This window comes from Mycoplasma sp. 1012 (genome assembly GCF_054343455.1).
Window position 1 is genome coordinate 15,563 of sequence record NZ_JBTGVG010000013.1, and the last position, 15,411, is coordinate 30,973.

Genomic DNA, 15,411 nt, shown 5'->3' on the forward strand with positions numbered 1-15,411 from the left:
GTAAAATTATATATAAAAATATGTTTTTAACAACATTTTTTGCATTATAATATATTTAAAATTATTAAAATAAATGATTAAGAATAAGGTTTGTATGATGAAAATTAATAAAAAAACAATAATGGTATTTTCTGTTCCTATAATTGCTCTAACTTTAGGGATTACAACAACTTCCATTTTAATTACTAAAAAAATTAATAATGAAAAAATAAACAAACAAAATAATCAATTGAAATCATTTATTTATAATCAACCAAACAGTGAATTAGATTCACTATTAGAAAAATTTTATTTTAAATTTATCAATAATAATGATTTAAATTTATATCAAAAAGAAAAGTTATCTTTAAACTTGCAAAAATTCGTTTCAGAATATAATGCTTTTTTAAGCAAACCTTTGACATTATTAAACTCAAGGATAGAAAAAAAATATCCTGATTTATTAAAAAAATCAAATGAATTAATTGAATTTAAAAACAAAATTAAGAAAATTGTTTCAAACATTAATTTAAATAATTTCAATTTTGAAGATAATACTAACCAATTAATAGAAAAGAATAAAGATATAGTTTACATAAATCAACAAAATAAAAATCTAAATGATGAATTAGATATTTTTTCTACTAAAATAAACTCTACAAATTTTTATAATAATTTTCTTTTAAAATTAGTAGATAAAAATTTTTTAAATGACATTATGGATGTAAATTTTTCTTATTCTAATTACTTTCAAAAAATAAAAAACTTAGATTTAGAGATAAACGAAATTAAGGATACAATTTCTTTTTTAGATTTTTACTTTGAAAAATCTGATAGTAATTTAAAAAATGAAATAAATCAAATTACAAACAAATATAAAGAAAAAATACAGGAAAAAAGCGTCTTCTCTCTCTCTCTCTCGAATTTAAGCCAAGTTAATAAATATATAAATATTATTTTAAATGACTTAAATTCTTTTATAAGTTTAAATAATCTTTTTAGTGATTATTTAATTTATAAAAAAGAAGAATTTTTAATAAAAATAAATAATAGTTCTTTTTTAAGCAAAGAGCAAAAAAAGACTTTTACTAGCAAATTAAAAGAAGTAAATACAATTATAAAAGAACAATATTTAGAAATTGAATTCAATAATGAATTGGAAAATTTTCAATTATCTAAATCTAACTTAATAACAGAAATAAATCAATCCATTATTAATGAAAAAAGCAAGTCTGAATTAATAAATAATGTAAAATCTCTAAAATCCAAAACTGAAATTCTTGATTTTAAAAATACTTTAGAAGAACTCTTTTCTAAAATAGAAAATTTAAAAATACTAATTTTAGAATTTGAAAATGGAATTTTAAATAACAATTTATCAGGACAAAAACAATTTAATTTTTTAAAAGAAAAAATAAAACTTGATTCATTTATTAAAAATAATGAATTGTTAGATGTAGATATTTTTGATCTCACTAAATCAATAGATAAAGTAGATCAATTTATTTCAAAATTGAATGAAATAAAAAACGGAACTGATGCAACTAATGATGGATTGCAAACTATTTTTGATAGAGAAGCCACTGCGAATTTAAGTAATTTTCAATTAAATTCTAATACAGAAAAGTTTGATTTGAAACAATATTTATACTCTGGTTCTATTAATTTAAAAAATTCTAATTTATATTTTGGAGCATTGGATACAGATTTTATCGATTACACAATTTTTGATTTACAATTAAAAGAAAATAATAGAAATATTCTTGTTGTAACAATAGATGCTGTTGCAAAAACTAACTCTAATTTGCACACAACAATAAGAAAAGAAATTGATTTTTCTACCAAAGATATTACACCTATTATAAATAATATATCTATTGCTAATTTAGATGAAATTTATGACATTAACTATTTTGAATTATCTAAAATTAAATTTAGAGAATTTCTTGAAAATGAAACATATAAAAAGTATTTAATAAAGAAAAAACAGGGTATTTCTAATTTCTTTAGTTATGATATACTACCTAATTTTAGTTTAGAAAACAACACAAATAAATTGCAAGCAACAGTAAATGTTTTATTTAATAAACAAATTATAAAAACTTTTAATCTTACTTCTTTAAAAGCAGTAGAATTTGAAAACGAAAACACCGAAAAAGATGACGAAATAAATAGAAATAAAATTTTACAACTTTTAAGTGGTCCAGTTGGTGATTTATTAGAAGAATTTAAATTTAAAGATGGTGTAAGAAAAACTCACACAGACTATTATTCAAAAGATGCAAAAATAGCAATTGAAAATTCCTATATTTTACCTAAATATGGTAGATATGAAATTTATGTAGAAAATGTTGAAAGTTATAATAATATAAAAGATGCTAAATATAAAAATAAAGGTGGAGATGCAAATGTTTTCTTTTGATACAAAATAGATGGACAAAAAGCACCTTTGCCTGAAAATAAATCAAGATACATAAAAACAGTTGATTTCTTTAGACATTTTACTTATGAAGCAATAAAACCAATTAATGGTAAACAATTTACAGCAGCCGATTTTAAATGGAATTACAGTGAAATAGAAGAAAATTTCAAAACAGAAATCAATAAAATTAATGAAACTAATTTTCAACATAGAAAAGTTCAAGGAAAAGCAATTAAACAAGACCAAATTACCTTGTATAGAGCATTTAACATAAAAGATTTTCTTTTCCAAAATCATCTAGAAAAAATGAATTACTTTTTCAAATTAGCAAATGCAACTGATGATTCTGCTTTAGTTGGACAAAGTTATGATAATGACTGATTTGTACCTTTAGATGCTAAATTAATTACTAAAAGTGGAGTCACTAAAAGCAATGCAAACTTAAATGATTTATTATCTAAATACTTTTATTATTTTTATGATATAAAACAAATAAATAAGTGATCATTATCATTTAAAATTGGATTTATTAATATTTTAGATAATACCAAAAGATTTACTAATGAACAGGAATATGTGTTAGATAATGTTGTAAATGATTATCAACAAGAACTTTATCCTGCAGTTATTTTAAACAAAATAACTTTATCGGATATCAATGTTAATAAAGAACAATTAAAAGAACATGATGCAACTTATTATAGAAATAATTTAGATGAATTAAATAGAATCATTACTTTAAATTATCCTGGTGATGAACTAGAATATAATAATTTTTCTTTACCTAAAAATCGCTTTAAAATTTCAGAAATTCAAAATGCAAATGATGATTTTGCATTTGTTAGATTTGCTTTTTATAGAAAAGATGATTCAGTTATTAAAAGTGATGTTTGATATAAAATTAATGGATTTAAAAAGATTTCCACTAATGAAGGAATTAATAAACTTACATTTGATAATAACAAACTAAATACAGTCTTTTATTCAGAAAATGAAATCGAAAGAGAAAGGGAACTTGAACCTTTTTGAAAAGACTTAATTTGAACTTTAGATCCTAAAACTAATGTTGCATCTTGAGTGCTAAAAAAACAGTATATTGAAAAAACTTTTCTTGCATCAGGAACTAAAAACCGAAGTTTTAAATTAACTTTATTTGGAAATGTTTTATCAGTTGATAACGATAAAGATGATAGAGTAAGAAATGAAACTAAAGTTCCTAAGTTTGATTTTGATTTTGAAGAGTTAGTAACAGGTAAACTAGTTATCAAAGAAGGTGTTGTTGGTGGTTATAAATTTCCAAAAGGGAACATTTGAATTCAAGTTCCTCCAGTTGAATACATTTTAAGTGCCAAATATGACAAAAATACGGGAATTTCCTTTACTTTAAAACTAAAAAAACCTGAATATAAAATTATTATCGATACAACTTATACCCAACCAAATGATGTTAATTTTTCTCCATCAAGAGCTTTTATTTTAAATTTTGCACCAGCAAAAATTGTAATGAAATATACAAATAGTGAGCAAAATGAACATTTTAGTGATTACAAAACTAATCAATATAATTATGAACATGTAAATTACGATTTACAACAACAACCAATCTTACATTATAATGACGAAAATGTTGATTCAGATTATAGTATTTATAATCCAAATCAAAATGTGATTTATAAAATTCATGAAGGATATAAACCAGATAGAGAGTGAATTAGAAGTGAGTGACATAATTGAGAACTTGTAAATACAGTAAAATCAAGAGCAATTAAATATGTTCCCAATATTAACCATACTCTTTGAAATGGTTCTGCAACAATAATAGCTAAAGTTAATGATGACATTAATGATCATAGATTTTATGTTTTAACTAATCACCATGTTGAAAAAGAAGTTGATAAACTTTCTAAAATTTCAGGAGAAAACTTGCCATATACACCAATAAGTCATAGAAATATTTTTATTGAAAGTGATAAATATAGAAATGATATAAATGATGGTTTTGGTTATCCTTCAACACGAAATGAAGTAGGTTTTGGTCAAATTCCTACCAAAATTTTATGGGTAGGAACAGGAGAAAGAAATCAAATTTCTAAAGATAGCAAACAAAAAGGAAATTATGATGCTGCTGTTTCAATTGTTGATTGAGGAGATTATGTTAAAGAAGCAAAACGAGAAGGTAGAATGGGTATTGTTAAACATTTTCAAAATTTACAAACATTAGAAAATGTTAAATTGGATGTTGACTATAAAACAGCAGAAATTTTTGTACCAAATATAACAGATATGGCACATTTAGGCTTCCCTTATTGAGGATCTAAAACTGGTTATATAAATCACCGTCCTGATTTAAGAAAAAATAGTGTAATTTTTGCACAGTCACCAAATTTTTCACCTTTATATTTTGGTTCAGGTAACTCTGGTTCCGGGATGTTTGTTGATAAAAATAGTTTAGTTGGTTTGTGAACATCAGGAAATGGCGGAGGAACTTCAGAAATTTTTAGATATGACACTGATGAATATAACTTTTTTGGAATTAATTGAAATAATGAAAATCCATTAAATTTAAAAAATACCGGTTCTTTTGGCGCTCAAATCATTAGAGCAAATGCTAAAAATCCAAATGATTTCTCATTACCTTGGTTTTGAAAAGAAATTAAATAGCAAATTAATTAATAGTTAATAATATATCAAACTTTATAAAAGGAAGACTTGTTTTGTTAAGTCTAATGACTTTTCTTAATATTTACAGTCTATTAAAAGAAAATAAATCTTACAAAGTTAAAGTAGATTTAAATATGTTATCTAATTTTTTAAAATTAATTTCTAAATTATCGATATTATAAAATTTTTTAATTTTATCTTCAAGATTATTATTTTGAACAAATTCTTTAAATGTTTGATTATTTAATAAACTTCAAGAAACTAACATTTTTTTTATTGAATCATTTTCAATCATTTCTGTATATAAAGGACTAAGATTAGAGTATAAAAATTTATTTTTCAAATTAGAATAATTATTTTTACAAAAATCTAATCAGCAGTATTTATATAAATTTTCTATAGAAACTGCTATTGCATTGTTTATTTTTTTACTTAAAAAGGTTTTATTTCTAATTAATGAGTTTATGTCTCTTAATGTATAAAAATATAAAATGTCTTTTTCTTCAGTTTTAAAAGGATATTTATGTATTTTTGAATCAATTGTATTGAAATTATTTAAGATAAAAAAATCTTGATGATTAAAAATATTAAATTTGAATTTTAAGATATCTTCATAATTTGTTTCGATATTGTTTTGTCTTTTATATAAAGATAAAATTAAAGGAAATTCATTAGTTTTTCTATTTTTTAGTTGTTCAAATTCTTTGCTTGAAAAAATCATAGATTTTTCAAGTTTATAGTTTTGAAAAAAAGATTTTAATTTATTAAAATTTTGTTTTTTTATAAGAAAAGAAAGTGGGTGAATTACACAAATTAAATCTGCTTTAAGTTCATTATACATTTTTAAAAATGATAAACCTAAATCATTTGAAACAAGATTTTCATCCATTTCAAAAGAACCTTTTTTATTTTTTTGATATTGACTTAAAGTGTCATTATATGGTGGATTCCCAATTATAAGAATTTTTTCATTTTCTTCTATTTTATATTTTCTTCTATTTACTTTTATAAGCGAATTTTCTTTATAAATGGAAATATTAGGGAAATTTTCTTTTATAAAATTAACACTGAATTCATCAATATCAGTTGCAATAAAATTGCTTTCTGAATCTAGAAATTCATTAATAAAAGAACCATAACCAACACCTAAATCCAAAATGTGGTCAAATGCATTATTTTTAATTTCCTCCATAACCCATTTTTTAGCTATTTGAACTATTTTTTTAGGACTATAATAACTTCCGAGTTGAATTTTTTGTTTTTCAACTAAGTGTATATTTTTTTCAAGATTAATTTGCTTCATTACTTTATTTTATCACATTATGTAATATAATTTAATTATGAAAATTAAAAATAATAGTGGAATTTTAGAATTATTTTTTTCTTCCAAAAATAAAGGAAAATTTCGTTGAAAAATCAAAGAAAGTGAAATAGATTTTCCTAAGACATTTGCTACAACAAAAGATTTTTTTCAAGATAATTGTTTTCTTGAGTGACAAATTAGTTATGATAAAGATGCTGAACAAAACAAAGAATTTGAATTTGTAAATTACAAAAATAAAAAGAAAAATCTTTTTGAATTATCATGAATATTAAAAGAATTAATAGAAAATAAAATGATTAGTACAATCGATATTAACAAATTAATTGAAAAAATAAAAAAATATAACTTTTATTTTGAAGAAAAGAAAATTCAATATCAAAAATCCGAAGAAATATTAATTGAAGAAATAAATTTTAGTCAAAAAAATATAGTTTTACCTACTTTTTTACATTCTTTTGATAATGGAATTAATATTGAAATATCAATTCAAAAACAACAATACGCATCCGGTTTCCAACCAATGGTTTATTTAAATATTCCTATTTCATTATTTAGCAATTCTATGTTATTACTTGGTCAAACTTCTAAACATTTAACAGAATTAAAACTAATTTTAAATAAAGAAATAGTTACAGTTTTCATGACTGTAGTAAAAATATTTGCTTTATGTTCAACAAAACATAAAACAGATATTTTGAATATTTTATCATTCTTAAAAGAAAACATTTAATTTTGAAAATATGAATTTTTGATTAAAAAAACAAATAAAAAATAAAATTTCAAAATATTTTATTAATATTACTAAAAACGGTATTAATTATTATATAATTAAGCAATATGTTAGATTTTTTAGGGAAAAGATTACAAAAAGCTATGCAAAAAGCTAGCTCAAAAACAATTTTAAAAGAAGAAGATTTATTAGAAATTACAAGAGAAATTAAATTAGCACTTTTAGAAGCTGACGTTAACTTGCTTGTTGTAAAAGATTTTATTAAAGAAGTTAAAGAAAAAGCAATTGGTTCTGAAATAATTGGTAAATTAAATCCAGGACAACAAATGATTAAAATTGTTAATGATGAATTAACTAAAATCCTTGGTGGAAAAACAAAGGAAATAAAATTAGATCAAACAAGAACAATCATAATGATGACTGGATTACAAGGATCTGGTAAAACTACTTCTACAGCAAAATTAGTTAGTTATTTTTTAAGAAAAAAAATGATTAAAAAACCACTAATGATTGCTGCAGATATTTATCGTCCTGCTGCTATAGAACAATTAAAAGTTCTTGGTAAACAATTGAATGTTGATGTTTATTTTGAAAATGATACTAATGTTCAAAATATAGTAAAAAACGGAATTCAGAAAGCTAAGGATGAATATTATGATTTTATAGTTATAGATACAGCTGGACGTTTATCTATTGATGAAAATTTAATGAACGAACTTGTTGATGTTAAAGAAATAGCAAAACCAAATGAAATATTTTTTGTTGCAGACGCCTTATCTGGACAAGATATTATTAATGTTGCCCAAACATTTAATGATTATTTAAAATTAACAGGTTCCATTATAACTAAATTAGACTCAGATGCTAGAGGTGGTGCTGCATTTTCATTAACAAAATTATTAAACTTACCTATTGTTTTTATAGGAACAGGTGAAAAAACTAATAATTTTGATTTATTCCATCCTGATAGAATGGCAGATAGAATTTTAGGAATGGGAGATGTTTTATCTTTAATTGAAAAAGCAGAAGAAGTTATTGATAAAGAAAAAGCAGAAAAATTAGGTAAAAGAATGCTTGCTGGTAATTTCAATTTAGATGATTTACTAAATTCATTACATCAAATGAAAAAAATGGGAAAATTTTCTAAATTAATAAAATTAATACCAGGTTTACCTAAAAATATTGATCTTTCTCAAGTTGAAGGAGTTGATGAAAAAATTAAATTATATGAAATTATCATTTCTTCAATGACTATGGAAGAAAGGAAGAATCCTAAACTATTAAAAATGCCATCAAGAAAAAATAGAATTTTAAAAGGTTGTGGCAAGAGTGTTCAAGATTATAACAAACTTTTAACTGAATTTGAAATGCTTTCAAAAAGAATGAAAGAAATGTCAAAAAATGGAATGGGAGGACTAGGAAATATAATTAATAAATTTTAATTAATTTCCTAATATATGATTTTTGAAACAACTACTTTAGCAATTATATTTGCATTAGCCAGTTTGTCTTTGTTTATTTTTGCGACTAAAAAACTATCAACTACATTAAAAAATATTGGAGACAGTAAATTCAAAAAAATAATTAAAGTTATTTCCAAAAATAATTTTATCGCACTTATGGTAGGCGTACTTATTACCACTTTAATTCAGTCTTCGGATGGTGCGATCGCTCTAATTATGGGGTTATTAGCTGCTAAATTTATCGGATTAAGAGTTGCAATTGCTTTTCTTTTAGGAGCAAATATCGGTACTGCTACTACTTCATTGATTGTTTCATTTCAATCGAGTTTTCAATTTACTGAATACTTTGTTCTTTTTATGTTTCTTGGAGTTTTTGGTTCCCTTTTAACAAAAAAAGAAAAAGCTGTAAATATCTTTTTAATTTTAGTTTCGATAGGAATGGTATTCTTTTCTTTAAAAATAATGTCAGGTGCAGCAAAACAAATAGTAAAGGAAGATTTCTTTAAAGAAACTTTAAGAATTGCAGGAATTAATCCTTGATTATCTTTTCTATTTTCCTTTGTTTTAACTGGTTTATTGCAATCATCAAGCGCAACAGTTACTTTATATCAAGTTGTTTTCAATGAATCAAATTCCTTATTACAACTGCCTTCCGCAATTGCTCTTGTTTTTGGTGCTAATTTAGGTACAACAGTAACAGGATTGATTGTTTCATTTACATCAAAAAATAATAATTCTAAAAAAATAGCATTAATTTGAGGATTCACTAACTTCACAATTTCCTTAATTTTATTGCCATTTTTATCACCTTTTACCTTTTATTCAGATTTTATTCAGTTAATTGTTCCAAATCAAAAAGCTCTTCAATTGTCAATTGCACATTTACTTTTTAATTTCATTTTAGTTTCCATATTTTTCTGATTAATAAAATATTTAGAAAAGTTAGTAAATTTTCTTATCAAAGAGAAAAGAGTTGGAGCTGAATTTGATATTTATCTTCCAGAAGAATTAATAGGGCAAAATGCTTCTTTAGCTTTAAAAGCTGCAAAAAATGCTTTATTTTCACAAGCTAAAATTTCAGAAGCAGGAATTGAATTGTTAAATAAATATATTGAAACTGGTGATACAAAATTACTTAGAAGATATTCTGAACTTGAAGAAGTAATTGATAACACTAGAACTTTAATTTACAATTATTTAGTTCAAATAAGTTCTAATAATTTAACTAAAAATGAAGCCAAAACACATTTATCTTTAATTTTATCTTCCCGTTCTATTGATAAAATTATGGGTTTAGGTCGAAGTGTAATTATTGAATTAAATAGAATTTATGACTCGAAAAACGAACTTTTCTTTGACATAGAACCAGAAATTGTTGCAGAAATTAAAGAACTTGTTTCTTTAGTGCTTGTTTTAATTAAAAATGCCGCTTCTCAGCTTGAAGAACAAACAAAAGAGCGTAGTGAATTTATCGACAAAATGTCTAATAATTTAAATATTTTAACTTTAGAATTTGCAAAATCCAATGTTGAAAGATTAAAAACAGAAGAAGGCAGAAAACAATTAGAAAAAGATTTTGATTATAGCGTTTTACTTAGAACAATAGAAAGAATGGCACATCACTGCCAAAGAATTAGTCACTATATTAAAAATTCAAGATTTAAAATGAAAAGAATTTCCGAACAAGAACGAACTAATTTTATAGATTTAAATAACTAGGAATATTTATGAATAAAAAATACAAAAAAATCTTTTTTCCTTTATTATTAGCAACTTTATCAACATCTTTGATTGTTGTTTCATGTAATTCTAACAACAACAATGACAATATAAATTCAGAACAATTTCCACCTAAAAATCCTAATCCAAATTTTAAAGAAGGAATTTACACAAAAGTAAATTCAGATATTTTTAAAATAAAAGAAACAGTAAATGATGTTAGTAGAGAAACTAATTTTATTGTTCAAGAACCAATTCTTTATTTTAATAAAGGAAAAGTTATTACTAAACAAGATTTACCAAAAACTGTTTTAATTATAAATAATACAGATTTTAGTTTTGAAAAAGAAGTTGTTTGAGACACTGATTTTGAAGAAAAAATACTCATTGATTACTCCACAACAATTCAGGGGCACATTAAGGATTATCCATCTTTAACTACTCAATTAACAATTTATACAAGAACTCAAGTAGATGGAGATGAATACGTAAGAAGTGTTTTACCTGCTATTGATGAATTAAGTGCCAGAAAAGAAATTGATTATGACAAATCAACAAAAATTTCTAATCAAGCAAATTATGATTTTTGAAAAATGCTTGATAGCGATCAAGGAATAGAGTCTAGATGAGATAATAGAGATATCCACAATAGACATACTTCCATTTCAGACAAAACAATAGTTTTTAAATGAGATGAAAGAAAATCTATTTCTCAAATTAGAATCAATTGATTTAAAAACGGTTGGGGAGGAAGCACATTGCCAGAAACCTTTTATTTTTTTTATTCTAATGATGGGGAAAATTGAACAGAAGTTACAAATTTAGACAAAAACAAAGGAAGTCAATTTGATATAACTCCAGCAAACCCACTTTATGGAACTAACGTGTCTAATCAAACCATTTTTAATTTTGATCCTATTAATACAAGATGATTTAAATTTTCATGAGATTCAGCTAAAACAGCAAATGGTGGTGATTCAATGATAGGAATTACAGATTTTCAATTTTGAGTAAAAAATAGTTTAAAAATTTTAACTCAAAATTCTAACTTTAGTTTTTTAAAATCTATTTTAATAAATAATAAACCTATCGAAAATTTTAATTCTTTTAAAACTAGTTATGATATCGAATTACCAAATTTAGAACAATCAAATATTTCAGTTCCTAATCAAGAAAATTTAAGAATTCAAATTAAGGAAGTTTTATCTGAAGTCAACATTAAAAACAATACAAAAATTAAATCTGTATTTAAAATTTTAGTTACAGATGAAAACAATAATATAACAATATATAAATTAAATTTATCTAAAAAATAAGGCAAATATGAAAAATAATAAAAAAAAGAAAGCAGCAATTTTCTGAATAAGCGCTTCTCTTATTGGTTCAAGTACTATAATAGGAACTGCAACATCACTTATTTTATATAATAACAACAATATTGAAGCTAAAGATTATAATAGAAAATATAATGAACAAAATCTAAATTTAAAAATTTTTATTCTTAAACAACCCAATTATAAAATAAATGAACCATTAAGAAATTTTTATAGTTGATTTTTACATACAAAAGAAAGAGATTTAACTAAAAGAGAAGAGCAAATTAATGAACTTAAATCTTTTGTTAATGAGTATAATAAATTCGCCCAAATGCCTTTTGAAGAGTTAAATTATCTTTTTTCTGTCAAAAAAGAAATATTATTTAATAAAAACAACAAAATTATTAATTTTAAGGATGAAATCTTTAAAGAAATTTTAAAAAGTAAGTTTGAAAATTTTAATTTTAAAGAAAAAACTAATGAACTAAAAAGCATAATTCAAAATTTACCTATAATTGATGATGAAAATAAAAAACTAAATAGTGAAATTACTAATTTTGCTACAAAAATAAATGATACAAATTTCAACAATTCTTCCATTTATAGATTTAACAATAAGAATTTTAAATTTGAATTTAATAAGGAAAATTTTGATTATCAAGAATACTATAATAAGTTAGAAAAAGTTGATAAAAATATTAAAGAACTATTGGATAATTTCTCTTTTTATAAAGAAAATTGATCTTTAAGAATCGAAGATTGATCCACTTTTTCAAGCACTGTAGAACAAGGACTTTCTGAAGAGAAAATCTTGTCTTTTAAAACAATAGATGAATTGCAAAATTACATTGATTATTTATCATTGAATTTTAAAAATTATATAAAATCAAAAAATTTAAATGAGTCATATTTACATCACAAGAAAAGCAAATTTATAGAAGAAATAAAAGAATTTGCTTTTTTAACAGATGATCAAAAACAATTTTTTATCAACAGAAATAATGAAATTCAAACTCTTGAAGATTATGAACAATTATTAGATAAAATCAATTCTCTAAAAAATGATTTTGATATTTCAAAAGAGAAATTAATCAAATATTTAAATGATTCCAAAATTGAAAATAATTTTAAAAAAGAGTTAATTCAAAATGTAAAATTAATAAAAACTAAGCAAGAAATAGATAATTTTAAAAATACTTTAGAAGAACTCTTTTCTAAAATAGAAAATTTAAAAATACTAATTTTAGAATTTGAAAATGGAATTTTAAATAACAATTTATCAGGACAAAAACAATTTAATTTTTTAAAAGAAAAAATAAAACTTGATTCATTTATTAAAAATAATGAATTATTAGATGTAGATATTTTTGATCTCACCAAATCATTAGATAAAGTAGATCAATTTATTTCAAAATTAAATGAAATAAAAAACGCAACTGATGCAACTAATGATGGATTGCAAACTATTTTTGATAGAGAAGCCACTGCAAATTTAAGTAATTTTCAATTAAATTCTAATACAGAAAAGTTTGATTTGAAACAATATTTATACTCTGGTTCTATTAATTTAAAAAATTCTAATTTATATTTTGGAGCATTGGATACAGATTTTATCGATTACACAATTTCTGATTTACAACTAAAAGAAAATAATAGAAATATTCTTGTTGTAACAATAGATGCTGTTGCAAAAACTAACTCTAATTTGCACACAACAATAAGAAAAGAAATTGATTTTTCTACTAAAGATATTACACCTATTATAAATAATATATCTATTGCTAATTTAGATGAAATTTATGACATTAACTACTTTGAATTATCTAAAATTAAATTTAGAGAATTTCTTGAAAATGAAACATATAAAAAGTATTTAATAAAGAAAAAACAGGGTATTTCGAATTTCTTTAGTTATGATATAGTGCCTAATTTTAGTTTAGAAAATAACACAAATAAATTGCAAGCAACAGTAAATATTTTATTTAATAAGCAAGTTATAAAAACTTTTAATCTCACTTCTTTAAAAGCAGTAGAATTTGAAAATGAAAACACCGAAAAAGATGATGAAGTAAACAAAAACAAAATTTTACAACTTTTAAGTGGACCGGTTGGTGATTTATTAGAAGAATTTCAATTTAAAGATGGTGTAAGAAAAACTCACACAGACTATTATTCAAAAGATGCAAAAATAGCAATTGAAAATTCTTATATTTTACCTAAATATGGTAGATATGAAATTTATGTAGAAAATGTTGAAAGTTATAATAATATAAAACAAATTAGAGACACTGCTAGAGGTGGAGACGCAAATGTTTTCTTTTGATACAAAATAGATGGACAAAAAGCACCTTTACCTGAAAATAAATCAAGATATATAAAAACAGTTGATTTCTTTAGACATTTTACTTATAAAGCAATAAAACCAATCAATGGTAAACAATTTACAGCAGCTGATTTTAGAGGAAATTACAGTGAAATAGAAGAAAATTTCAAAACTGAAATTAATAAAATTAATGAAACTAATTTTCAACATAGAAAAGTTCAAGGAAAAGCTATTAAACAAGGGGAAGTTACCTTATATAGAGCATTTAATATAAAAGATTTTCTTTTCCAAAATCATCTAGAAAAAATGAATTATTTTTTCAAATTAGCAAATGCAACTGATGATTCTTCTTCAGTTGGACAAAGTTATGATAACGACTGATTTGTTCCTTTAGATGCTAAATTAATTACTAAAACTGGAATCACTAAAAGTACTGCAAGTTTAAATGATTTATTATCTAAATACTTTTATTATCTCTATGATATAAAACAAATAAATAAGTGATCATTATCATTTAAAATCGGTTTTATTAATATTTTAGATAATAACAAAAGATTTACAAATGAACAAGAATATGTGTTAGATAATGTTGTAAATGATTACCAACAAGAACTTTACCCTGCAGTTATTTTAAATAAAATAACTTTATCAGATATCAATGTTAATAAAGAGCAATTAAAAGAAAATGATGCAACTTATTATAGAAATAATTTAGATGAATTAAATAGAATCATTATTTTAAATTATCCTGGTGATGAAATAGAATATAATAATTTTTCTTTACCTAAAAATCGCTTTAAAATTTCAGAAATTCAAAATGCAAATGATGATTTTGCATTTGTTAGATTTGCTTTTTACAAAAAAGATGATTCAGTTATTAAGAGTGATGTTTGATATAAAATTAGCGGATTTAAAAAGATTTCCACCAATGAAGGAATTAATAAACTTACATTTGATAATAACAAATTAAATACAGTCTTTTATTCAGAAAATGAAATCGAAAGAGAAAGGGAACTTGAACCTTTTTGAAAAGACTTAATTTGAACTTTAGATCCTAAAACCAATATTGCATCTTGAGTATTAAAAAAACAGTACATTGAAAAAACTTTTCTTGCATCAGAAACTAAAAACCGAAGTTTTAAATTAACTTTATTTGGAAATGTTTTATCAGTTGATAACGATAAAGATGATAGAGTAAGAAATGAATCTAAAGTTCCTAAGTTTGATTTTGATTTCGAAGAGTTAGTAACAGGTAAACTAGTTATCAAAGAAGGGGTTGTTGGTGGTTATAAATTTCCAAAAGGAAACACTTGAATTCAAGTTCCTCCAGTTGAATACATTTTAAGTGCCAAATATGACAAAAATACGGGAATTTCCTTTACTTTAAAACTAAAAAATCCTGAATATAAAATTATTATTGATACAACTTATACCCAACCAAATGATGTTAATTTTTCTCCATCAAGAGCTTTTA

The 15,411-nt window shown here is 22.9% G+C and carries 7 protein-coding genes; 6 read left to right on the top strand and 1 reads right to left on the bottom strand.

The window, feature by feature from the left end; genetic code table 4:
* Positions 1-73: 73 nt before the first annotated feature.
* Positions 74-5,062 (top strand): MGA_1079 family surface serine endopeptidase, encoded by a 4,989-nt coding sequence (locus ACXX89_RS02400; RefSeq protein ID WP_458557533.1) that lies wholly within the window; start codon positions 74-76, stop codon positions 5,060-5,062.
* A gap of 109 nt (positions 5,063-5,171) precedes the next feature.
* Here ACXX89_RS02400 and ACXX89_RS02405 read toward each other — a convergent pair whose 3' ends face one another.
* On the bottom strand, positions 5,172-6,365 hold the full coding sequence (locus ACXX89_RS02405; RefSeq protein WP_458557534.1) for a methyltransferase: 1,194 nt from the start codon (positions 6,363-6,365) through the stop codon (positions 5,172-5,174).
* Between the two features lie 37 nt (positions 6,366-6,402).
* Here ACXX89_RS02405 and ACXX89_RS02410 point away from each other — a divergent pair, with 37 nt between their 5' ends.
* The 5 genes from ACXX89_RS02410 to ACXX89_RS02430 all read left to right on the top strand — a co-directional run.
* Positions 6,403-7,116: a R.Pab1 family restriction endonuclease gene (locus ACXX89_RS02410; protein ID WP_458557535.1), complete on the top strand. Its 714-nt coding sequence runs from the start codon at positions 6,403-6,405 to the stop codon at positions 7,114-7,116.
* Positions 7,117-7,223: 107 nt separating this feature from the next.
* A complete protein-coding gene (ffh, locus tag ACXX89_RS02415; RefSeq protein WP_458557536.1) occupies positions 7,224-8,558 on the top strand; it encodes a signal recognition particle protein in 1,335 nt (444 codons plus the stop codon).
* Positions 8,559-8,573: 15 nt separating this feature from the next.
* Positions 8,574-10,298, top strand: a complete 1,725-nt coding sequence (locus ACXX89_RS02420; protein ID WP_458557537.1) for a Na/Pi cotransporter family protein — start codon at positions 8,574-8,576, stop codon at positions 10,296-10,298.
* Between the two features lie 8 nt (positions 10,299-10,306).
* Positions 10,307-11,614 (top strand): discoidin domain-containing protein, encoded by a 1,308-nt coding sequence (locus ACXX89_RS02425; protein ID WP_458557538.1) that lies wholly within the window; start codon positions 10,307-10,309, stop codon positions 11,612-11,614.
* A 7-nt stretch (positions 11,615-11,621) separates the two neighbouring features.
* Positions 11,622-15,411 (top strand): MGA_1079 family surface serine endopeptidase (locus tag ACXX89_RS02430; RefSeq protein ID WP_458557539.1); only part of this gene is annotated, 3,790 nt, incomplete at its 3' end.